The sequence below is a fragment of the Kitasatospora sp. NPDC001261 genome (assembly GCF_042896795.1).
Lineage (GTDB): Bacteria > Actinomycetota > Actinomycetes > Streptomycetales > Streptomycetaceae > Kitasatospora.
Genome location: NZ_JBIAXP010000018.1, coordinates 53,662 through 75,005, shown reverse-complemented (window position 1 = coordinate 75,005; position 21,344 = coordinate 53,662). Strand labels below are relative to the sequence as shown.

15 protein-coding genes and 1 tRNA gene are annotated in these 21,344 nt (G+C 73.7%); 7 read left to right on the top strand and 9 right to left on the bottom strand.

Going from position 1 to position 21,344, the window contains the following annotated elements:
* Window positions 1–183: 183 nt before the first annotated feature.
* The 5 genes from ACFY4B_RS24155 to ACFY4B_RS24135 form a co-directional block, all read right to left on the bottom strand.
* Window positions 184–1,641, bottom strand: a complete 1,458-nt coding sequence (locus ACFY4B_RS24155; protein ID WP_387970903.1) for a peptidoglycan D,D-transpeptidase FtsI family protein — start codon at window positions 1,639–1,641, stop codon at window positions 184–186.
* Complete coding sequence (locus tag ACFY4B_RS24150) at window positions 1,638–3,041, bottom strand: FtsW/RodA/SpoVE family cell cycle protein (protein ID WP_049656877.1); 1,404 nt, start codon at window positions 3,039–3,041, stop codon at window positions 1,638–1,640. The genes ACFY4B_RS24155 and ACFY4B_RS24150 overlap by 4 nt, the downstream gene beginning before the upstream one ends.
* A 133-nt stretch (window positions 3,042–3,174) precedes the next feature.
* Window positions 3,175–4,794, bottom strand: coding sequence for a PP2C family protein-serine/threonine phosphatase (locus ACFY4B_RS24145; protein ID WP_387970900.1), 1,620 nt, complete (start codon window positions 4,792–4,794; stop codon window positions 3,175–3,177).
* Between the two features lie 53 nt (window positions 4,795–4,847).
* The gene (locus ACFY4B_RS24140; protein ID WP_074001953.1) at window positions 4,848–5,393 is read right to left on the bottom strand and encodes an FHA domain-containing protein; all 546 of its coding nucleotides are present in this window, start codon (window positions 5,391–5,393) and stop codon (window positions 4,848–4,850) included.
* A 46-nt stretch (window positions 5,394–5,439) separates the two neighbouring features.
* Window positions 5,440–6,312 (bottom strand): FhaA domain-containing protein, encoded by an 873-nt coding sequence (locus ACFY4B_RS24135; RefSeq protein WP_387970898.1) that lies wholly within the window; start codon window positions 6,310–6,312, stop codon window positions 5,440–5,442.
* A 421-nt stretch (window positions 6,313–6,733) separates the two neighbouring features.
* Between ACFY4B_RS24135 and ACFY4B_RS24130 the strand changes: the two genes are divergently transcribed.
* Window positions 6,734–6,817, top strand: a tRNA-Leu gene (locus tag ACFY4B_RS24130).
* 84 nt (window positions 6,818–6,901) lie between these two features.
* Here ACFY4B_RS24130 and ACFY4B_RS24125 read toward each other — a convergent pair.
* Entirely contained in the window at window positions 6,902–8,047 is a 1,146-nt protein-coding gene (locus tag ACFY4B_RS24125; RefSeq protein WP_387970895.1) for a sensor histidine kinase, read from the bottom strand.
* Window positions 8,044–8,697: a response regulator transcription factor gene (locus ACFY4B_RS24120; protein ID WP_234348583.1), complete on the bottom strand. Its 654-nt coding sequence runs from the start codon at window positions 8,695–8,697 to the stop codon at window positions 8,044–8,046. The genes ACFY4B_RS24125 and ACFY4B_RS24120 overlap by 4 nt, the downstream gene beginning before the upstream one ends.
* A gap of 338 nt (window positions 8,698–9,035) precedes the next feature.
* On the opposite strand from ACFY4B_RS24120, the gene ACFY4B_RS24115 reads away from it, so the two are divergent.
* Both ACFY4B_RS24115 and ACFY4B_RS24110 read left to right on the top strand, forming a co-directional pair.
* Window positions 9,036–10,865 carry a phosphatidylglycerol lysyltransferase domain-containing protein gene (locus ACFY4B_RS24115; protein ID WP_079272003.1) on the top strand — a complete coding sequence of 610 codons (1,830 nt, stop codon included), beginning with the start codon at window positions 9,036–9,038 and terminating at the stop codon, window positions 10,863–10,865.
* 169 nt (window positions 10,866–11,034) lie between these two features.
* The gene (locus ACFY4B_RS24110; protein WP_159028583.1) at window positions 11,035–11,835 is read left to right on the top strand and encodes a hypothetical protein; all 801 of its coding nucleotides are present in this window, start codon (window positions 11,035–11,037) and stop codon (window positions 11,833–11,835) included.
* An 82-nt stretch (window positions 11,836–11,917) separates the two neighbouring features.
* Here ACFY4B_RS24110 and ACFY4B_RS24105 read toward each other — a convergent pair whose 3' ends face one another.
* Complete coding sequence (locus ACFY4B_RS24105; RefSeq protein WP_387970892.1) at window positions 11,918–14,761, bottom strand: SpoIIE family protein phosphatase; 2,844 nt, start codon at window positions 14,759–14,761, stop codon at window positions 11,918–11,920.
* Between the two features lie 215 nt (window positions 14,762–14,976).
* Here ACFY4B_RS24105 and ACFY4B_RS24100 point away from each other — a divergent pair, with 215 nt between their 5' ends.
* The 4 genes from ACFY4B_RS24100 (at window position 14,977) to ACFY4B_RS24085 (ending at window position 20,399) form a co-directional block, all read left to right on the top strand.
* Window positions 14,977–16,197, top strand: coding sequence for a rhodanese-like domain-containing protein (locus tag ACFY4B_RS24100; protein ID WP_387970889.1), 1,221 nt, complete (start codon window positions 14,977–14,979; stop codon window positions 16,195–16,197).
* Window positions 16,198–16,290: 93 nt separating this feature from the next.
* The gene (locus tag ACFY4B_RS24095; RefSeq protein ID WP_049660264.1) at window positions 16,291–16,953 is read left to right on the top strand and encodes a DUF5819 family protein; all 663 of its coding nucleotides are present in this window, start codon (window positions 16,291–16,293) and stop codon (window positions 16,951–16,953) included.
* Window positions 16,950–18,218 carry an HTTM domain-containing protein gene (locus tag ACFY4B_RS24090; RefSeq protein WP_387970885.1) on the top strand — a complete coding sequence of 423 codons (1,269 nt, stop codon included), beginning with the start codon at window positions 16,950–16,952 and terminating at the stop codon, window positions 18,216–18,218. The genes ACFY4B_RS24095 and ACFY4B_RS24090 overlap by 4 nt, the downstream gene beginning before the upstream one ends.
* Window positions 18,219–18,227: 9 nt before the next feature.
* Window positions 18,228–20,399 (top strand): FUSC family protein, encoded by a 2,172-nt coding sequence (locus ACFY4B_RS24085; protein ID WP_387970882.1) that lies wholly within the window; start codon window positions 18,228–18,230, stop codon window positions 20,397–20,399.
* A gap of 208 nt (window positions 20,400–20,607) precedes the next feature.
* Here ACFY4B_RS24085 and ACFY4B_RS24080 read toward each other — a convergent pair whose 3' ends face one another.
* The gene (locus ACFY4B_RS24080) at window positions 20,608–21,255 is read right to left on the bottom strand and encodes a hypothetical protein (RefSeq protein WP_375876547.1); all 648 of its coding nucleotides are present in this window, start codon (window positions 21,253–21,255) and stop codon (window positions 20,608–20,610) included.
* Window positions 21,256–21,344: the final 89 nt, after the last annotated feature.

Genomic DNA, 21,344 nt, shown 5'->3' with positions numbered 1-21,344 from the left:
TCCGCGACCGGTTCTCCGGCCGGGCCGTGCGGTGCCTCGCGGGCGGCAACGGGCACACCCGCTGCTGGCGGATACGCTACCGGTCGGACCGCAGCGGACCGGAGTCAGCCGTCGGCCGATACCAGACCGGTATCCGGACGGGGCTGCCCATCGTGACATTCCCCTCACCCCGGACCCGCGCTCCTACTTGCCGAGTGCGGCCTGCATCACCGCCTTGGCGATCGGGGCGGCGAGGCGGCCGCCGCTGATGCCGTCGCGGTTCTGGGAGCCGTCCTCGACCACCACCGCGACCGCGACCGACTGGCCGTCCGGGGTCTTCGCCCAGGAGGTGAACCAGGCGAACGGGAGCCCGGCGTTGTCCTCGCCGTGCTGCGCGGTGCCGGTCTTGCCGCCGACCTGCAGGCCGGGGATCTTGGCGTTGGTGCCGGTGCCGTTCTCGACCACCGAGACCATCAGGTCCTGCATCTTCTGCGCGGTGGCCGGGCTCATCGCCTGGGAGAACTGCTTCTCGGTGTGCTTGGAGACGGTGGTCAGCGTGGCCGAGCGCTCCTGGTCGACCAGGTACGGCTGCATCAGGCTGCCGTTGTTGGCGATCGCGGCGGAGACCATGGCCATCTGGAGCGGGGTGGCGCGGGTGTCGTGCTGGCCGATCGAGTCCTGGGCGGTGCCGTCCGGGCTCGAGCTGTCCGGGAAGACGCTCTTCTCGGAGCGGACCGGGGTGTCGATCGTGCTGTTGAAGCCGAACTTCTCGGCCTGCGCCCGCATCCGCTCCTTGCCCAGGTCCGCGCCCATCTTGGCGAAGACCGTGTTGCAGGACTGGTCCATCCCGGACTTGACGGTGGCGTTCTCGCAGCGCTCGTTCGGGCTCTCGTTCTTCAGCTGGGTGGTCGTGCCGGGCAGGACCCACGGGTCCGGGGTGTCCGTGGCGTCGTCGATGCTCTGGTAGCGGCCGTTCTCGAACGCCGCGGTCGCGGTGACCAGCTTGAAGGTCGAGCCGGGCGGATAGGTCTCCTTCAGCGCCCGGTTGAGCATCGGCTTGTTCGGGTCCGCGTTGAGGTCCGTCCAGGCCTTGGTGTCGGCGGCCTCGCCGCCGGCGAAGGTGCCGGGGTCGTAGGACGGGGTGGAGACCAGGCCCAGGATCGCGCCGGTCTTCGGGTCGAGGGCGACCACCGCGCCCTTCTTGTTGCCCATCGCGTCGAAGGCGGCCTTCTGCACCTTGGCGTTGATGGTGGTGACGACGTCGCCGCCGCGCTTCTGCTCGCCCGTCAGCATGTCCAGGGTGTTGCGGAAGAACAGCCGGTCGTCGGTGCCGGAGAGGATGCCGTCCTCCAGGTTCTCCAGCTGGCTGGAGCCGTAGGCCTGGGAGGAGTAGCCGGTCACCGGGGCGTACATCGGGCCGTCGACCCAGGACCGCTTGTACTTGTAGCGCAGGCCGTTGACGAAGTCGGACTTCGTGACCGGCTGGCCGCTGACGATGATGTTGCCGCGCGGGTGGGCGTACCGGTCGTACAGCTGGCGCTTGTTGTTCTTGTTGGTGGCCCAGGACTCGGCCTGGACGCCCTGCACCCAGTTGGTGCGCACCATCAGGGCCAGGATCAGGACGAGGCAGAAGATCGAGACCCGGCGGATCGGCTTGTTCATCGGGCTGGTCCCTCCTGGCCCTCGGTGGGCGGGGCCGGTTCGGCCCCCGGTCGGCGGGCGCTGTCGCTGATCTTCAGCAGGATCGCGACCAGCGCCCAGTTGGCGACCACGGACGAACCGCCCTGCGCGAGGAACGGCATGGTCATACCGGTGAGCGGGATCAGCCCGGTGACACCGCCGGCCACGACGAACACCTGGATCGCCATCGCCGAGGAGAGGCCGACGGCGAACAGCTTGCCGAACGGGTCGCGGGCGGCGAGCGCGGTGCGCAGGCCGCGCTGCACCAGCAGGGCGTACAGCAGGAAGATCGCCATCAGGCCGGTCAGCCCGAGCTCCTCGCCGAACGAGCCCAGGATGAAGTCGCTCTTGGCGGCGAAGGCGATCAGCCAGGAGCGGCCCTGGCCCAGGCCGGAGCCGGTGACCCCGCCGGAGCCGAGCGCCATCAGCGACTGGCCGATCTGCTCGGTGGCACCCTTCGGCGGGTTGGCGCCGAAGGCGGCCATCGGGTCGAGCCAGGCGTCGATGCGGACCTTCACGTGGCTCGCGGTCGAGGCGACCGCGACCGCGCCGCCGACCGACATCAGCAGGCCGAACAGGATCCAGCTGGTCCGCTCGGTGGCGACGTAGAGCATCACCACGAACAGGCCGAAGAACAGGAAGGACGTGCCCAGGTCGTTCTCGAAGATCAGGATCAGCAGGCTGAGCAGCCAGATCACGATGATCGGGCCGAGGTCGCGGCCGCGCGGCAGGTACAGGCCCATGAACCGGCGGCTGGCCAGCGCCAGGGCGTCCCGCTTGACCATCAGGTAGCCGGCGAAGAACACGGTCAGGACGATCTTGGCGAACTCGCCCGGCTGGATGGAGAAGCTGCCCATCCGGATCCAGATCTTGGCGCCGAAGTCCTCCGCCCGGGACGGGAAGAAGGCCGGCGCCGCGAGCAGGACCAGGGCCACCACCATCGAGATGTAGGTGTAGCGCTGGAGCACCCGGTGGTCCTTCAGCAGCACCATCACCCCGATGAAGCCGGCGATCCCGAGGGCCGACCACATCAGCTGGTTCTCGGCCGCCGGGTAGTTGCCCCGGAGCAGCTTGCCCGCCTTGTCCAGCCGCCAGATCATCACCACCCCGAGGCCGTTGAGCAGGGTGGCGATCGGCAGCATCAGCGGGTCCGCGTACGGCGCGAAGCGGCGCACCAGCAGGTGCGCGACCAGTGCCAGGGCGCCCATGCCGAGCCCGTAGCCGAGCATGCCCGCGGGCAGCTTGGCGTCCATCGCGAGGCCGACGTTGGCGTACGCGAGGACCGGCAGCAGCACCGCGAAGACCAGCAGGGCCAGCTCGGTGTTGCGCCGGTTCGGCGCCTCCTGCGGGGAGATCGTGGTGTTGCCCCGCCGACGGGGGATCGTGCGTTCGGCCGCCGCCCGGCGTCGGCCGGACCGGGTGGTTTCCTGGCTCAGGTCGTAGCTGCTCACGTGGTGACCGCTCCCTGACGGCCGGCAAACCCGCTCGGGGCGGTCCTATGTCGGATCACGGACGTCACTGCTTCGGGCAGGAGTTGGCCCGGCTGAGTTCCTCTTCGGTCAGTGGGGGGGCCTGGTCGCCCTGCGTGCCGGTGGCCGGAGGGGTCGCGTTCGGCGCCGGGGCGGGTGCCGTCGGGGCGGTCGGCGAGGCCGGGGGCGCGGTGGTCGGCGTGGTGGCGGCCGGACCGCGGTTCTTCTCGGTCGGGGTGGGCGTGCTGGCCAGGTACGCGGCCTGCGTCGCCTGGGTGGCGGGCGGTACGGCCGGGGCGGTCGCCTTGGCGGCCTTCTGGCAGAGCTGGACCCAGCCGTCGAGCTCGTTGACCGTCGACTGGGCGTCCTTCATGCTGCCGACCGAGATGGTCTTCTTCACGTGGACCTGCTGGTCCTCGGGCAGCCACTTCAGCTGGATCCTGCTGTACGAGGAGTGCACCGAGGACAGGCTCACCCCGGCCAGGTTCTGGTTGATGCCCTGGTAGATCGCGACGTGGTCGTCCTGGGTGCCGACGTAGTACTGGTCCTGGGTCCACTGGTAGCCGAAGTAGCCGGCGCCGCCGAGCAGGCCCAGCGTGACCAGGGCGGCCAGCGAGACCGTCAGGCCCTTGCGCTTGCGCCTCGAGGGCCGCTCCTCGTCGAAGTCCTCGGTGCCGTACACCGAGGGCTCGCCGGAGCCGGGGCCGTACTCGCCCTCGTAGCCCTCGGCGGGACCGAAGCCGTTCTGCGCGGGGCCGAAGCCCTCCGCGTAGCCCTCGGCCGGGCCGAAGGCGCCCTGCGGGCCGCGGCCGAGACCGGCGGCGCGGCCGGCCGGGGTGTCCGCGATCGAGCGGTCGGCGGCGGCCGAGGACGGCGGGGCGTCGGCGACCGCGCCGACCACCACCGGGACGTCGTTGAACTGGCCGCTCATGGTGTCCGTGGCGCCGACGTCGATGACGTCCGCCACGATGCAGGTGATGTTGTCCGGACCGCCGCCGCGCAGCGCGAGCTGGATCAGCTCCTGCACGGTCTGCTCGGGCGCGTAGTAGCTGCCGAGGGTGTCCTGGAGGGTCTGGTGGCTGACCGGGCCGGAGAGGCCGTCGGAGCAGATCAGGTAGCGGTCGCCGGCCCGGACCTCGCGGATCGACAGGTCGGGCTCGACCTGGCCGCGGCCGTCCAGCGCCCGCATCAGCAGCGAGCGCTGCGGGTGGGTCTCGGCCTCCTCGGGCGTGATCCGGCCCTCGTCGACCAGGCGCTGCACCCAGGTGTGGTCCTGGGTGATCTGCACCAGGGAACCGTCGCGCAGCAGGTAGGCGCGGGAGTCGCCGACGTGCACCATGCCCATCCGCTGGCCCGTCCACAGCATGGCGGTGAGCGTGCAGCCCATGCCCTCCAGCTGCGGGTCCTCCTCGACCATCTGCCGGAGCCGGTCGTTGGCGCCCTGGACGGCGTCGCCCAGCAGGGTCAGCAGGTCGGGGCCGGGCACGTCCTCGTCCAGCCGGACGATCGAGCCGAGCACCTCGGAGGAAGCGACCTCGCCGGCCGCGGCGCCGCCCATGCCGTCGGCCACGGCCAGCAGCCGCGGCCCGGCGTAGCCGGAGTCCTCGTTCCCCTCCCGGATCAGTCCCTTGTGGGAGCCGGCGGCGAAGCGCAGCACCAGGGTCATGCGACCTGTGCCCCCCTCTGGGTCATGGACGGGATGCTGTCCCTCATGCGCTACTACTTCCGCAGTTCGATGACGGTCCTGCCGATACGGATCGGCATGCCCGGCTGGAGCGGAGTGGGCGCGGTCAGGCGCTGCCGGTCCAGATAGGTGCCGTTGGTGGAGCCTAGATCCTCGACCGTCCACTGCCCAGTCTGATCCGGATAGATCCTGGCATGCCGGGAGGACGCGTAGTCGTCGTCCAGCACGATGGTGGAGTCGTGCGCGCGGCCGAGCGTGATGGTCTGGCCCTGGAGCGCCACCGTGGTGCCGGCCAGCGAGCCCTGCACCACGACGAGCTGGGTCGGACCGCCGCGGCGGCGCCCGCCGCCGCCCTGGGTCTGGGCCGCCGCGGGGCCGGCCTGGGTCGGCGCCGCGGCGCGTGCGGCGGTCGAGGTGGCCGCGCCGCCGCCGGTCGTGGCGCTCGCGCCCCGACGGGAGGAGCGCGGGTTCACCTTGGTGCCGAACAGGTCGCTGCGGATCACCTGGATCGCGACGATGACGAACAGCCACAACACGGCCAGGAAGCCCAGCCGCATGACCGTGAGGGTCAGTTCTGACATGACCGTCCCGCCAGTCGGTGAGCGAGGCGCGCGAACAATTCGGACACTACCCTTCGACCTGCCGGTAGACGATGGTGGTGGAGCCCACGACGATTCGCGAGCCGTCGCGGAGCGTAGCGCGCTGGGTGTGCTGTCCGTCCACCACGATGCCGTTGGTGGACCCCAGGTCGAGCACCATCGAAGGGGTGCCGGGCCGGATCTCGGCGTGCTTGCGGGAGACCCCGGGGTCGTCGATCCGCACGTCCGCCTCGGTCGAGCGGCCGAGCACGCAGGCCGAGCCGGTGATCTGGTGGCGGGCGCCGTTCACCTCGATCCAGCGGCGCGTCCCGGCGCCGCCGTGGCCCGCGCCGGGGAACGCCCGGACGTTGCCGCCCGCGGGCGCCGGCTGACCGGGGGGCATCGCGGGGGGCGCGGCCGGCGGCGGGGGCGCGTTGTACTGGCCGGCGCCGGGCTGCTGCCACGGTGCGCCGGGGGCCGGTGCGGCCGGCGCACGGTCGTAGCCGGGCTGCGGCGGCGCGTACTGCTGCTGCTGCTGCGGGGGCTCCTCGGCGGCGAGGGTGCGGCTGCGCACCCGGTACAGCCCGGTGTCCAGGTCGTCGGCCTTCTCCAGGTTCACCTGGAGCGGGCCCATGAAGGTGTACCGCTGGGCCTCCGCGTACTCGCGGACCATGCCGGCCAGTTCGGTGCCGAGCTGCCCGGAGTAGGGGCTCAGCCGCTCGTGGTCGTGCGGGCTCAGTTCGACGATGAAGTCGTTCGGCACGACGGTGCGGTCGCGGTTCCAGATGCTCGCGTTGTTGTCGCACTCGCGCTGCAGCGCTCCGGCGATCTCCACGGGCTGGACCTCGGACTTGAACACCTTGGCGAAGGTGCCGTTGACGAGACCCTCGAGCCGCTGCTCGAACTTCTTCAGCACTCCCATGGGGCACCCCCTTCCAGGGTTCGTTCGCCTGCCTGCCGGCCGGATCCCGCCCGGGACCCGGTCGCGCCTCCTACTTGCGGTACTTCCGTACTGATCGTATCCACGCCGGGCCCTTCCGTACGGTTCCCGGACCGTGTGGTGCCCGGGGGTGGGCTCGGACACACAGGGTGACGCATGTCGGGTACGGCACGCCAGGTGTGCCCGTCGGAGCACCCTTCCGGCAGTCGCACGGGCGTGCGTCGGGCATCGGTTCGGGTGCCGTGGGCCTCCCCGGACAACGGATTCGGAGCAGCCCCCCAGGTCGTGCTAATGTTTTCCACGTCGGAAGGGCCGCCCGAAAGGGAGGCCGGTCCAGGAAGCGCGAAGTACCGATGGTACCGAGTGGTTCGGAAGACCGGTCGGCAACGAGGACAACACCCATGCGCGGGTGGCGGAATAGGCAGACGCGCTGGATTCAGGTTCCAGTGCCCGAAAGGGCGTGGGGGTTCAACTCCCCCCTCGCGCACAGCGAAGCCCCGCAGATCTACGGATCTGCGGGGCTTTTTTGTCGTCCACTCCCCGGTGGCGTGGATCTCGGGGGCGGGCGGGATCAGCCGCGGCTGGCCGGGAGTTCGGCGCGGACCTCGAAGCCGCCGTCCTGGGTCGGCCCCGCGGTGAGGGTGCCGCCCAGCAGCTGGGCGCGCTCGCGCAGGCCGACCAGGCCGTGGCCGCCGCCCGGCAGGGTCTCGGCCGGACGCACCGGCGGGGCCTCGTTGCGGACCTCGACGCGCAGCCGGCGGCCCTTCGCCCGGACCCGGACGTGCACCGCCGCCTCCGGGGCGTACTTGGTGATGTTGGTGAGCGCCTCCTGGACGGTGCGGTAGGCGGCCCGCTCGACCGCCTCCGGCCACGGGCGGTCGCCGGGGAGCAGCTCGGTGTCCGCGGCCAGGCCGCTCTGCTCGATCAGCCGGGGCAGGTCGGCCAGCCGGGGCTGCGGGGCGAGCGGGGCGTCCGGCAGTCCGCCGGTGCCGCGCAGCACCCCGACCATCTGCCGCAGCTCGTCCAGGGTCCGTACGGACAGTTCCCGGATGGTGCGGGCGGCGGTCACCGCGGCCGGGTCGGGGCTGCTCACCTGGAGCGCGCCCGCCTGGATGCTGATCAGGCTGACCTGGTGCGAGACCACGTCGTGCATCTCCCGGGCCAGCCGGCCGCGCTCGCTGATCAGCACCCGCTCGGCCAGCAGCCGGCTCTCCCGCTCCTGGCCGCGGGTCAGCTCGTCCAGCCGGGCGGCCAGCTCCCGCCGGGTGCGGGCGAGCAGACCGGTGGCGGCCGGGCCGGCCGCCAGCATCACGGCCTGGATGGCGTCCAGCGCGGTGGCGCGGCTGAGGTCGAGGACGTCCTGGGGCAGCGGCCAGTGGAAGAACTCGACCAGCGCGAACAGGACGCCGCAGGGGATCACGACCCGGGGGCGGGGGCGCTCGGCGGCCACCGAGTAGACGGCCGTGATCGGGGCCAGCCAGATCTCGTCCACCCAGCTGCCCGGCATGGTGAGGAGCAGTGCCACCACCGGGAAGCGGCGGCGCCAGAACAGGGCGACGGCGGCCAGCGTGGACAGCGCCACCTGCCACCAGGCGGCCTCCCGGGCCACCAGGGCGGCGTCCAGCAGGCCGTACAGGACGGGCAGCAGCAGCATCAGCCAGGGGGCGGTGCACCAGGCCGGCAGCCGTCGGGACGGCAGTTGGTCGGCGGTCGTCATGCCCCGTCGCCGGGCTTGGGCCGGACCAGACCGGCCCGGTGGGCCAGGACGGCGGCCTGGACCCGGTTGGCGGCGCCGAGTTTGCCGAGGATCGCGCTGATGTGGTCCTTGACCGTGCCGGTGCCGAGGAACAGCCGGTCGGCGATCTCGGCGTTGGACAGGCCCTCGCCGAGCAGCGAGAGCACGTCCAGCTCGCGGCCGGTGAGGGTGCGGGCGAGCGCGGTGGCCTCGGCGTCCGGGCCGCCGCCGTCCACGTAGCCGCCGATCACGGTGCGGGTGACGGTCGGGGAGAGGATGTTGCCGCCGGCCGCGAGCACCCGGACGGCGTGCACCAGCTGGTCGGGGGCGGTGTCCTTGAGCAGGAAGCCGGCCGCGCCGGCCCGCAGCGCGGTGCCGATGTACTCGTCGGTGTCGAAGGTGGTGAGCATCGCCACGGCGGGCGGGTCGGGCAGGGCGCGCAGGCGGCGCAGCACCGAGATGCCGTCGAGGTCGGGCATCCGGATGTCGAGCAGCACCACGTGCGGGCGCAGCCGCTGGACGTGCTCCTCGGCCTGCCCGCCGGAGCAGTCGCCGACCACCTCCAGGTCGGCGGCGGAGCCGACGATCAGCCCCAGGCCGGAGCGGACCAGGATCTCGTCGTCGACGATCAGCACGCGGGTGGTGGTGATGGTGCCTCCTCGGTTCGGGCGGCCGGGTCGGGGCGGTCCGCGTGGGTCGTTTCGAGGGTAGGGGTAGGCGGGGCGGGGTGCCGAACGTGCGGCGGGCGCTCACCCCCGCCGTTCGGCGGGGGTGGGAATCCGCTACCCGGTTCACGCAATTCTCAGGCTGGGTGGGGAAACATGGAGTTGGCTGACTCTTTTCCGGCCGCTTCTCCATTTCGGGCGGTCGGCCGGGCGAGGTCGCCGGTCAGTCCGTCGGGCCCGAGCGGGCGCCCGGCGCCGGGCCGTTCGCGGATGCGCCCCACCATCTGATCGTTTGGAATTGAGCTGTGTCGTCCACTGTGAAGTCGGAGCCGTCCGCCACGTCCCCCGGGCCCCGGCCCGTCGACGAGCCCGGTCGCTGGCGTCCGAGGGCCGCCGCGGCCTCCGTCTGGTACCTGCGGCTGATCGCGCTGCTGAACGTGGCGACGGTCCTGCTGGTGCCCTTCCGGAACCAGGTCAGCGAGCACAACGAGGGTGAGTACTTCACCCCGTACCTGATGACCTCCGGGCTGGCCAGCGCGGTGCTGTCGGTCTTCCTCGCGATCGCGATGCGGCGGCGCAAGCGGGCCGCGTGGATCTTCAACACGGCGCTCGGCGGTCTCTTCGCGCTGCTCTACCTGGCGTTCATGCTGGTGCCGGACGAGCGCTTCAACAGGCACCCGCTCAACTACTTCTCCACCGTCCTGACCTGCCTGTTCGTCCTGGCGCTGCTGGTCGGGCGGAAGGAGTTCACGTCCAAGGGCGACAGCTCCAACCCGAAGACCGCGGCGGCCACCTTCGTCGGCGGGCTGGCGTTCGGCGGCGGGGTCGGGGCGCTGCTGGTCTGGATGACCAACGAGCTTTCCGGCGCCGGCTTCTGGGACCTGTTCCGGTACTCGGTCGGCCGGATGATCACGATCACCCCGACCGAGCACCTGCGCTCGGTGATCGCCGCGCCGACCTGGGTGAACGCCGCGATCAACGCGATGGGCGCGGTGCTCTTCCTGCTGGTGCTGTACGTCGCCTTCCGCAGCCCGCGCGGCAAGGAGCTGCTCACCGCCGAGGACGAGGCCAGGCTGCGCGGCCTGCTGGACAAGCAGGGCGAGCGGGACTCGCTCGGCTACTTCGCGCTGCGCCGGGACAAGGCGGTCGTCTTCTCCCCCAGCGGCAAGGCGGCGGTCACCTACCGGGTCATCGGCGGCGTCTCGCTCGCCTCGGGCGACCCGATCGGGGACCCGGAGGCCTGGCCGGGCGCGATCGACGCCTGGCTGTCCGAGGCCCGCGAGCACGCCTGGGCGCCGGCCGTGATGGGCGCCTCGGAGGAGGCCGGGGTGATCTACGCCCGGCACGGGCTGGACGCGCTGGAGCTGGGCGACGAGGCGATCGTCGAGCTGGACGAGTTCTCGCTGGACGGCCGCGCGATGCGGGTGGTCCGGCAGGCCTACAACCGGGTCAAGCGGGCCGGGTACACGGTGCGGATCCGCCGGCACGAGGACATCTCCGAGGCGGAGATGGCCGAGCTGGTGGCCAAGGCCGACGAGTGGCGCGACGGGGCGACCGAGCGCGGCTTCTCGATGGCGCTCGGCCGGCTCGGCGACCCGGGCGACGGCCGCTGCGTGATGCTGGAGTGCCACGACGGGGACGGCGAGCTCAAGGCGCTGCTGAGCTTCGTGCCGTGGGGCCCGGACGGGCTCTCGCTGGACCTGATGCGCCGGGCCCGGGACACCGAGAACGGCCTGATGGAGTTCATGGTCATCGAGCTGCTGCAGCGCGCCGACGAGGTCGGGCTGAAGCGGGTGTCGCTGAACTTCGCGATGTTCCGTTCCGTCTTCGAGCGCGGTTCGCGCCTCGGCGCCGGCCCGGTGCTGCGGCTGTGGCGCTCGATCCTGGGATTCTTCTCGCGCTGGTGGCAGATCGAGTCGCTGTACCGCGCCAATGCCAAGTACCGCCCGATCTGGGAACCGCGTTACCTGCTCTTCGAGAAGAGCAGCGAGATTCCGCGGATCGGTATCGCGAGCGCGCGCGCCGAGGGTTTCATCGTCGCGCCGAGCCTGCCCGCCCTGTTCCGCCGCCGGCACGCCCGGGCCGCCGTGGTGGCGCCGCGGGTCCCGGTGGCGGCCCGGGACGGGAAGGGGTAGCCCTCCGTCGGGGGGCGGAGGGGACCGGCCGGTCGAATTGGGGGGCTGATGGGGGGATTGCCTCCCCCCAGAGGATGACCCGACTCCCCATCCGTGCCGATGTGGCTTTGTTAACTGGCTTCTAATGTTGGAGTAGTAGAGCGTTCGGGGATTCGGAGAAACTGTTGTGATGCACAGGACCCACGCGGGGGGCGTGCGAAAGGGGCCGCTGGCAATCGCCGGAGCGGCCGCTGTCGCCGAGTGGGGAACGCTGTTCGCGACGGTCCGGGACGCGGTGGTGCGAAAGAAGTTCGCCGCCGTTCCCCTGGCCACCGTCGCGACGTTTCTGATCCTGCTGTTCAGCGTCGTCCAGCACCTGCCGGGCGGCGAGCGTTTCGTGAACAACATCGGGGTGGTGCGGGCGGCGCTGCCGCTGGACGTCTCGCTGCTGCGGACCCCGCTCTCCCTGTACGTGCCGGCGCTGGACCTTCCGGTCTGGGGGGCGCTGGCCCAGGTGTTCGTGGTCTTCTCGATCGCCGAGATCGTGCTCGGCCGGCGGATGACCCTGGTGGTCGCCTACACCTGCACCCTGGCGGGCACGCTGTTCGCCCGGGTCGGCGTGGCGATCGGGCCGCACCACCTGTTCGGCTTCCCGAAGTGGGTCGCCTACGTGCGGGACACCGGGCCCTCGGCCGCGGTGGTGGCGCTGGCGATCTGCATCGCGTTCCGCTGCCGGGCCTGGCTCACCGCCGGCCTGGTGGTGGCGGTGATGATCGGCGAGGCGGTCGTGCTGCCGAACCTGGCCGGTCTGGAGCACGTGGTCGCGGTGATCACCGCGCTGCTGATCGCCGTCTCGGTCGAGGTCTTCGGGGACTTCTGGCCGCGGGTGCTGGCCGGGGTCGGCGCCGCCGCCTCGGTGGCCGCGGCCGCCTCGCGGGAGGTCGCGGTGGAGGCCCGTCGGCGCACCTCGGCGGGGGCCGTCATCCCCTGACGGGCGCCGACCGCGCTCAAGCCGGCCGCGTACGGGTGCCCGTACGCGGCCGTTCGGTGCCCGGGGCCCGTCGGTGCGGCCGTCAGGCGTGCGGGAGCGGGAGCTCGAACCAGACGACCTTGCCCACCGCCTTGCGGGCGGTGCCCCAGCGCTCGGCGAGCTTGGTGACCAGGGTGAGGCCGCGGCCGGTCTCGCCGAGCTGCTCGGCCGGCTCCAGCGAGGGCAGGTTGTGGTTGTCGTCGCTGACCTCGACCAGCAGTTTGTCCACCCGGATCAGCTGGAGCTTCACGGTGTCCCGGGCGACCCGGACGGCGTTCGTCACCAGCTCGCTGACCAGCAGCTCGGTGGTGTCGCTGAGCGCCTCCAGGTGCCAGCCGGCCAGCTGCTCGCGGACCAGCGAGCGGGCCCGGCCGACCTCGCGGTGGTCCACGGTGAGGTCCCAGGTGGCCACCTCGGACGGGGCGACCCCGTCGAAGCGGGCCACCAGCAGGGCGACGTCGTCCTTGCGGTCGTCCGAGTGCAGCCGGCGCAGCACCACGTCGCAGGCCTGCTCGGGGCTCTCCCGGGGGTCGATCAGGTTGCCGCAGAGCGCGGCCAGGCCCGCTCCTATGTCCCCGCCCCGGACCTCGACCAGGCCGTCGGTGCAGAGCACCAGCATCGAGCCGTCCGAGACGTCGATGGTCTTGGCGACGAACGGCACCCCGCCGACGCCGATCGGCGCGCCGGCCGGGATCTCCAGCAGCTCGCCGGTGCCGTCCGGGTGCACCAGGACGGGCGGGACGTGGCCGGCGCTGGCCAGCTCGCAGGTCCGGTTGATCGGGTCGTAGACCGCGTACAGGCAGGTCGCGAGGTGGTCGTCGCCGAGTTTGTGGGCCAGGTTGTCCAGGTGGCGCAGCAGCTGGCCGGGCGGCAGGTCCAGGGCGGCGAGGGTCTGCATCGCGGTGCGGAAGCGGCCCATCGCGGCGGCCGAGTGGATGCCGTGGCCCATCACGTCGCCGACCACCAGGGCGACCCGGCTGCCGGGCAGCTGGATGGCGTCGAACCAGTCGCCGCCGACCTCGGCCTTGGGGTCACCGGGCAGGTAGCGGTGGGCGATCTGCACGCCGGGGATCTGCGGCGGGCGGGTCGGGATCATCGAGCGCTGCAGGGTGGTGGCGACCCTGGCCTCGGCGCGGTGCAGCCGGGCGTTGTCCAGCGACAGCGCGGCGCGGACGGCCAGCTCCTTGAGCGTCGCGGCGTCGCTCTCGTCGAAGGGCGCGCGGTCCGGCAGCCGGAGCAGCTTGAGGATGCCCAGCACGGTGCCGCGGGCGGAGAGCGGGACGACCAGCATCGAGCGGCCGGTGACCACCGGGGTCAGCCGGGCGTCGCCGAGCGCGATCGCGTAGTCGACCGCGACGTCCGGGCTGACCACCGGGACCAGCACTGGCTGGTTCAGCTGGAGGGCCATCCCGGGCGGGGTGCGGCGGGGCATGCTGACCAGCGAGCCCTCGGAGAGCACGTGGTCCCAGACGCCGCCGGTCTCGTTGTAGACCAGGGCGACCCGGCGCAGCATGGTGGCGTCGTCCGGGCGGGCGGCCGGCAGCTCGGAGTCCGAGATCAGCCCGTCCACCAGGTCCACGCAGGCGAAGTCGGCGACCCGGGGGACCAGCACCTGGCAGAGCTCGTGGGCGGTGAAGCCGAGGTCCAGCGTGGTGCCGACCTTGCCGCCGACCTCGTTCAGCAGGGCCAACTGCTCGCCGGCCTGCCCGTTGGTGAGGAACGGGCCGAGCCGGCCGCCGGTCGGGCCCTCGCCGCCCGCGGGGGCGGGGACCGGGACGGTGGCGGGCGGGGCCTGGTCGGTGCGCAGCGGCGGACGGCCGGTGGCGGACGGCTCGACGGTGGCGTGCTCGATGGCTGCGGCTCCTGCGGTGGGCGGGGGCACCTCCCGGCCGGAGGCGGGGGGAGGGACGGACGGGCCGGCGCCCGCCGAGCCGCCGCCGACGGCGGCCACCGGCCGGACGGCGGAGGGGGCCGCGGGCTGGGCGGCGGGGCGGTCCGGGGTCTCGCGCTGGACGGGCAGCGGGCCGGGCGGACGGCGGCCGGGCGCGCCCTGCTCGGGCTGCGGCGGCGGGCCGACCCGGGCGACCCGCTGCTGGGGCGTCGGGTAGCGGCGGCCGAGGCCGGCGGCCGCCTGCGCCCTGCCGGTCTGGGCGTCGGCGGGCAGCACCGGCAGCACGGTGGCCGGGTCCAGCCGCAGGGCGGGCAGTCCGCCCCGTTCCAGCGCGGCCAGCAGCGCCGCGCGGTGGGCGGCGGGCAGCAGCCGGACCAGCGGCTCGGGCACCGGCAGGCCGGCCGGGGTGAGCGCCGCGGCCAGGGCGTGGAAGCCGCCCCGGACGCCGGGCGCGGCGGCGAAGGGGAGCAGCCGCTCGCCGAGCGCGAGCCGCGGCCCGGTGGCGCGCAGCGGGCGGGCGTCGGCGGCCAGCGCCAGCAGCCCGCCGACCGGGCCGGGCAGCGGGTACGCCCACCAGAGCACGTCGCGCTGGTGCTCCTCGCGGTCGGTGACGGTCAGCCTTCCGATCCAGGGGCGGCCGTCGGCGGTCCGTTCGGCGAGGGTGTCGAACGCGTCGCAGGGGCGGCGGACGGAGCAGCGTTCGAGCACCCGCGACTCCAGGGCGGGCAGCAGGCCGGAGGCCGGGCGGTCGTGGGCGACGTCGGCGCGGTGGCCGAAGAGCTCTTCGGCGGCCCGCCCCCACTGCGCGATCCGGCCGGACCGGTCGACCAGGACGGGGGCGAGCCGGACCAGGGCGGCCACCCCCGTCGGGTGGTCGCCCGGCGCGGTTCCGTCGCCCGCCGGCCGCGGTGTGGAGTTGGACTCGGCCACCATGGATTCGCTCTGCTCCCGCCTGGCCGCCGCGCCCGGGGCGGCCGTCTCTCCGGAGGAAGGCACGCTGTGCGGATACCAGCGAAGCACGGACCGGGCCGGGCTCGACACCGAAACGGGGAGATTCCTCAGGATCGGTTGCGTGTCGCGTGCCGCGCGCCGGTCCGTACCCCCGGTTCACCCGGACGGGGCCCGCGATCACGGCGGTAGGGTGGCAGGCCGGACCGCCCGTACGAGTGGTCCGCAGGACGCCGCCGGCCGGACGAGACAGAGGCGAGAAGTTGAGCGCGCAGAGCCCCGCCCGCTGGACCGACCCGGAGCAGCAGGCACTGGAGGAGCGGGTCGCCGCCGCCGAGCTGGCCTGGCTCAGCATGGACGTGGACGTCCAGACGCTGCGGGTCGAGATCGACAACTTCGCGCTGATCCACCACCAGCTGCTCGGCCCGCTCTACGCCCGGCTGGACGAGCTGGACGCGCTGGTCGCCGAGGCCGTGGCGGCCCGCACCGGCCTGCCGGAGGACCTGCGCCGGGCCGCCGAGGCGCGCCGGCAGGTCGACGAACTGCCCGACCTGGACGCGCTGTTCGACTCGGTGCGGGAGCAGTCCGGCCAGGACGGCGAGCCGGCCCCGCCGCCGCCCGCCGCGCCGGAGCGGGTGCGGCCCGGCAAGGAGGCCCAGCGGATCTACCGCGAGCTGGTCCGCCGCGCCCACCCCGACCTGACCACCGACCCGGGCGAGCAGCAGCGCCGGGCCGCCTTCCTGGTCCGGGTCAACGAGGCCTACGCGTACGGGGACGCGGGCGCGCTGGGGGCCCTGGCCGCCGAGTGGTCCACCGCGCCGGAGGCCGCGCCCGCCGTCGACTCCCCCGACCGCTCGGACTGGCTGCGCCGCCGGCTGGACTGGCTGACCGCCAAGATCGCCGAGACCGCCGCCGAGCAGGTCCGACTGGAGCAGACCCCGATGGGGCAGCTGCTCGCCCTCGCCCCGCAGGATCCGGACCGGCTGCTGGAACAGCTCGCCGAGGAGCTGCTGGCCAAGGCCGCCGGGCAGCAGGCCGAGCTGGCGCGGCTGCTCGGCGGCCCGGCCCCGGCGGACGGCCCGTCCTCCGGCGCCCACGGCACGGCGCCGGTGGGCGACAATGGCACGCACCCGACCGAATCCCAGGAGAGCCACACGATGTTCCCGCAGATCCCCTCCGCCGACGCCGCCGCCGTGCCCGCCGACGCCGCCCTGCTGGACGTGCGCGAGCAGGACGAGTGGGACGCCGGCCACGTGGACGGTGCCCTGCACATCCCGATCGGCGAGGTGATCGCCCGGCTCGGCGAGCTGCCGGACGAGAAGCTGTACGTGCTCTGCCGGGTCGGCGGCCGCTCCGCGCAGGTCGTCCAGTACCTGGTGCAGCAGGGCCGGGAGGCCGTGAACGTGGACGGCGGGATGTACGCCTGGCAGGGTGCGGGCCGTCCGATGGTGAGCAGCACCGGCCAGGAGGCCTTCGTCCTCTGACGGCCCCCGCCCCACGGCCCTTAGGGCAGGATGGGCGCGCGCGAGCGCGCCGGCACCGGGCCGGCGGTGCCCGCCGACCGGTCGGGGGAGGCCATGACCGAGACGACGGACCGGCCGGCTGCCGGACGGGCCTGGTCCAGGCCCGCGCAGCTGGTCCTCGGCTTCGCCGGGGCGGTGCTGGCCGGCGGCACCGGGCTGTTCCTCGCCGCGGTCTTCCTGCACGTCGCGCCCGCCAACTCGGTGTCCCGGCAGTACCGGGACGAGGTCGACGGCCTGGTGTACCCGGAGTTCGAGCAGAACTGGAAGCTGTTCGCGCCCAACCCGCTCCAGCAGAACGTGAGCGTGGACGCCCGGGTCCGCACCGCCGCGCCCGCCGGGGCCACCCGTACCGGGGACTGGATCGGGCTGACCGCGCAGGACATCGCCGCGATACGGGGCAACCCGGCGCCCAGCCACGTCGACCAGAACCTGCTGCGCCGGGCCTGGGACTTCTACGACGGCACGCACAACCCGCAGGACGAGAGCCCGGCCTCCCCGCGCGGCCGGCTCGCCGAGCAGTACCTCAAGCGGATCGCCCTGCAGCGGATCGGCCGGGAGGCGGACGGCGAACGGGTCCTGGAGATCCAGTTCCGCTCGACCGCGGTCACCGTCCCGCCGCCGTCCTGGAGCGGCGAGCCCGCGCCGGCGGCGCCCCGGGTGCGGGAGCTGCCGTGGTGGCCGGTGGCGGACGAGGACTACCGGGGGCTGCTCGGATGAACGAGGCGACGGTACGGGCCGACGGGGCGCTGCCGCCGGGTGCGGCGGTGCCGTCCGGCGGTGTGCCGCGGCAGGCCGGGGCCGGGCGGCCGGCGGAGCCCGGTGCGGCGCGGGAGGCGCGGCAGGCGCGCGGGCCGCGGGCGCCGCTCGGACGGGCGGCGGAGGCCTTCACCGGACGGGTGCTCGGCCGCCACCAGGCCGCGGTGGTGCGGATCGGCTTCGGGCTGGTCTGGCTGGCCTACCTGCTGCGCGAGTGGCCCCACCGGCGGGTGCTGTACGGCGACCGGTCCCCCTGGTCGACGGAGCTGGCCCAGCGGCTGCTGGCCGACAACGGGGCGCTCACCGTGCTGCCCTGGTTCGGCGGGCGGCTCTGGTTCGAGCTGGTCTACCACCTGGCGGTGCTGGCCGCCCTGGCCGTGCTGCTGGGTTGGCGGACCAGGGCGAGCACCGTGCTGTTCCTGGTCACCGTGCTGTCCCTGCAGAACCGCGACGTCTTCCTCGGCGACGGCGGCGACAACGTCGTCCACCTGATGGCGGTCTACCTGGTCTTCACCCGCTGCGCCGAGGTCTGGTCGCTGGACGCCCGCAGGCCCCGGCCGGGGCGGACCGGGGTGGTGCTCTGGGCGGTGCTCGGAGCCGTCCTGGCGGCCTGTCAGTTCGGCGGCTTCGCGGGCGACACCCTGACCTGGACCGACCGGGCCTTCCCGTACCTCGGCTGGTCGCCGCTGTTCTGGGGGCTCTGGGCGGTGGCCGGGCTCTGGTGGACGCTCGGCCGGCTGCGGCCGGACGGCGAGCCGCGGGCGGTGCTCGACGCACTGGCGACCATGGTGCACAACTGCGCGATGCTGGTGATCGCCGTCGAGGTGGTGCTGATCTACGCCACGGCCGGCTGGTACAAGGTGCAGGGCTCGCGCTGGCAGGACGGCACCGCGCTGTACTACCCGCTGCACCTGGACTACTTCGCCCCCTGGCCGGGACTGTCCGCGCTGGTCGGCTCGGCGCTGCTGCCGGTCTTCCTGGTCTCGTACGGCACCGTGGTCCTCCAGGTGGCGTTCCCGTTCACGCTGGTCAACCGGCGGGTCAAGAACGTCCTGCTGGCCGTCATGGTGCTGGAGCACGCGGGGATCGCGGTGGTGCTCGGGCTGCCGGTGTTCTCGCTCGCGATGATCGCGGCGGACGCGGTCTTCCTGCCGACCGGGGCCCTGCTGTGGGTGGCGGCGCGGCTCCGCCGGAGGTCGGGCCCGGCCCCGGAGATCACGCCCTAGGATGGCGCTATGTCCTGGTTCGCCGCACTTCGTGACACCGCGCGGACCGGGCTCACCCTGGACCGGGCGCTCACCGACCCCAAGCGGGCGGTGCGCGGGGCGGTCGCGGTGGCGCTGGTGCTCTTCCCGACCCTCACGCTCGGCGGGGTCGCGCTCGCCACCTCGGCCGCGATGGGCGCGTTCATCGCCGGCTCGGCGACCTTCCAGCGCAGCTTCCGGCCCCGGGCCAGCCTCGCCGTCGCGGCCGGGGCCGGACTCGGCATCAGCACCTTCCTCGGCTACCTGGCCGCCGGCGTCCCCGGACTGTTCCCGGTACTGCTCGCGGTGTGGGCCTTCGGCGCCGGGCTGGCCTGGGCGATCGGGCCCACCGCCGGGGTGGTCGCCACCAACACCGTCTCGGTGATGCTGATCGTCGTCCAGCTCCCCGTCAGCACCGTCACCGCGCTCAGCCACGGGCTGGTCGCCGCCCTCGGCGGGGTCGTCCAGGCCACCGTCATCACCGTCTGGCCGATCGGCAGCTGGACCGCCCAGCGGCAGGCCCTCGCCGACACCTACGCCGAACTCGCCGACTACGCCCGGCGGTTGCGGCAGGACCCGACCGCGCACGTGGACCCGGAACCGTTCATGACGGCCCGCCACGCGGCCGCCCTCACCCCCTGGCAGGACCGCCACCGGCCGCCCGAGCTGCGCGGCCTGCGCGGCATCGCCGAGCGCATCCGGCCCACCCTCGCCGCACTCGCCGACCCCAAGGTGGGCGCCCCCGAGGAGGGGCCCGAACGGGACCGGGCCCGGGAGGTGCTGGCGGCCGCCGCCGAGGTCATGGACGCCCTCGCCCGGGCGATCCGCACCGGCGACCCGGTCCGGCTCCCCCGCTCCGCGCCCTCGCTCACCCTGGTCGGCTCCGACGACGGGCCGCGGCTCCAGGGCGCGGCCCGGCGCTCCGCCCGGCGGCTCGGCGGGCTGCTGCGCAAGGCCGCGGACACCCTGGACCGCAACGACGAGGACACCATCACCACGCCCGTGGTCGGGGCCGGCGGGGCGCTGCGCAAGCCCACCATCGCCCGGATGCTGCCGGTCGCGGCGCGGGCCGTCCGGCGGCAGCTGCACCCGCGCTCGGCGATCTTCCAGCACGCCGTCCGGCTCGCCGGGGTGGTCACCGTCGCCTACCTGCTGGCCCGGCTCGTCGGGTTCCACCACGGGTACTGGGCGCCGATGACCGCCGCGATGGTGATGCGGCCGGACTTCGCGCAGACCTACAGCCGGGGCGTCGCCCGGCTGGCCGGGACGGTGGTCGGAGTCGCCGTCTCGACGCTCGTGGTGCAGCTGCTCCACCCCGGGGAATGGGTGCTGGCCGCGCTGGCGGTGCTATGCATCGGCGGGGCGTACCTCGCGTTCCGCACCGGGTACGCGCTCACCACCGTCGGGATCTCCACGTACGTGGTGTTCCTGCTCGGGCTGCAGGAGGGCAACCCGCTGGTGACGGCCTTCGAACGGGTCGGGCTCACCCTGCTCGGCGGGTCGATCGCGCTCGTCACGTACGCGCTGTTCCCGACCTGGCAGACCGCCCGGCTCGGCGAACGGCTCGCCGAATGGCTGGCGGCCGCCGGACGGTACGCGGGAGCGGTGATCGCCTGCTACGAGAAGCCGGCGGCGCCGCGCGGTCGGGTCGTGCGGAGCGCGCTGCTGGACTCGCGGGAGGCGCGGTCCGAACTGATCCAGGCGATGCAGCGGGCCGACGCCGAACCGGGCCGGCACGAGACCGGACTGGCCGGGGTCAGCCGGCGCCAGATCGACCGGGCCCGGGCGGCGGTCGGGGCCCTCGGGCGGGCGGCCGTCCTGCTGGAGGCCCACCTGCCGGCGGCGGACGCGGAGCCCGTGCCGGGGACCGGGGAGTACGCGGAGGAGCTGCGGCTGGCGACGGCGCTCGCGGCGGCGGCGCTGCTGACGGGGCAGGCGGTGGAGTTCGGGGCGGTGCGGGATGCGCAGGCGCGGTTGGAGGAGGGGTTGGCGGGGGCGCCGGCGGGGGTGCAGCGGGATGTGGTGCGGGCGGGGGTTCGGTTGGTGGGGCAGGCCCTGCGGGACTTGGAGCGGGCTCTGCGGGGGTCTTCTGTGGGGGAGGGCTCTCGGGAGGGTGGGGGGCCGGGGGCGGCTCCGGGGGTGGTCGCTCCGGGGGCTGGATGATTTTCAGACTGCCGACCCTGGAGGTGGGGCGTTCAGACCGTTGGCAGTCTGAAAATCACCCGTCACGCCCCTCTCCGCGGCCACCCCCTGCGCCACCCCCTCCCGCAGCGCGTCCCTCTCGCCAGAGGGGAGGGGTGGGGGGGGGAGGTGGCCCTGGTGCGGGAGGTGGGGGGGCTGAGGGGGTGGGTGTTGAGGGGAGTGGGGGCTGTCAGGCGGCGTGGGCGGCTTGGAGCCAGTTGGTGAACTCGCAGGCGAAGTGCCACTGGTGGCCGGTGGGGAGGAGGTCGGGGGCGGCTTCGGGGAACTGGACGGTGAGGCGGATGCGGAGGCCGTCGGGGGTGTCGGCGAACTCGTGCATGACGTGGAGGACTTCGGTGCCGTCGGCGAGGGTGCCGGTGCCGCCGATGCGGACGGGGAAGGTGGCGTTGCCGGGGGTGTCGTGGAAGTGGAGGAAGAAGCGGGTCGGGGTGGTGCCGAGGGTTTCGATGATCTCGACCCGGTCGCCGGTGGAGTCGGCGAGGTAGTGCTCGGGGTTGGCGGCGAGGAGGGCGGTGCGGTCGCCGGAGTGGAGGCGGGTCTGCCACCAGGTGAGGAAGGTCCGGGCGTCGATGCCGGTGGCGGTGAGTTCGGTGACGGCGGTGCGCCAGTGGCCGGCGGAGGCCTGGGCCCAGGTGGTCAGGGCGGTGTCGGCGGCGGTGGTGTCGGGGGTGAGGAGTTCGCGGGTGCGGGTGTCGCCGAGGCGCTGCTTGAGGAGGTGCAGGGCGGCGCGGGCGCGGTCGAGTTCCCAGGCGAGGACGGCCTCGCGGGGGTGGGGGGTGCCGTCGATCTCGGTGCGGATGGTGAGGCTGGTCGGCATGGTGGCGCTCCTCCGGGAGAGGCGGAGAGTTTTTCTCCGCTTCTGGTGACGCTAGCATAGGGGGAGAGATTTTCTCCGGTTAGGGAGTG

What these genes read in the sequence shown, in the direction of transcription:
- ACFY4B_RS24155 (WP_387970903.1), bottom strand. Translation starts at nt 1,641, where the DNA reads ATGAACAAGCCGATCCGCCGGGTCTCGATCTTCTGCCTCGTCCTGATC.
- ACFY4B_RS24145 (WP_387970900.1), bottom strand. Translation starts at nt 4,794, where the DNA reads ATGACCCTGGTGCTGCGCTTCGCCGCCGGCTCCCACAAGGGACTGATC.
- ACFY4B_RS24140 (WP_074001953.1), bottom strand. Translation starts at nt 5,393, where the DNA reads ATGTCAGAACTGACCCTCACGGTCATGCGGCTGGGCTTCCTGGCCGTG.
- ACFY4B_RS24135 (WP_387970898.1), bottom strand. Translation starts at nt 6,312, where the DNA reads ATGGGAGTGCTGAAGAAGTTCGAGCAGCGGCTCGAGGGTCTCGTCAAC.
- ACFY4B_RS24125 (WP_387970895.1), bottom strand. Translation starts at nt 8,047, where the DNA reads ATGACGACCGCCGACCAACTGCCGTCCCGACGGCTGCCGGCCTGGTGC.
- ACFY4B_RS24110 (WP_159028583.1), top strand. Translation starts at nt 11,035, where the DNA reads ATGCACAGGACCCACGCGGGGGGCGTGCGAAAGGGGCCGCTGGCAATC.
- ACFY4B_RS24095 (WP_049660264.1), top strand. Translation starts at nt 16,291, where the DNA reads ATGACCGAGACGACGGACCGGCCGGCTGCCGGACGGGCCTGGTCCAGG.
- ACFY4B_RS24090 (WP_387970885.1), top strand. Translation starts at nt 16,950, where the DNA reads ATGAACGAGGCGACGGTACGGGCCGACGGGGCGCTGCCGCCGGGTGCG.
- ACFY4B_RS24085 (WP_387970882.1), top strand. Translation starts at nt 18,228, where the DNA reads ATGTCCTGGTTCGCCGCACTTCGTGACACCGCGCGGACCGGGCTCACC.
- ACFY4B_RS24080 (WP_375876547.1), bottom strand. Translation starts at nt 21,255, where the DNA reads ATGCCGACCAGCCTCACCATCCGCACCGAGATCGACGGCACCCCCCAC.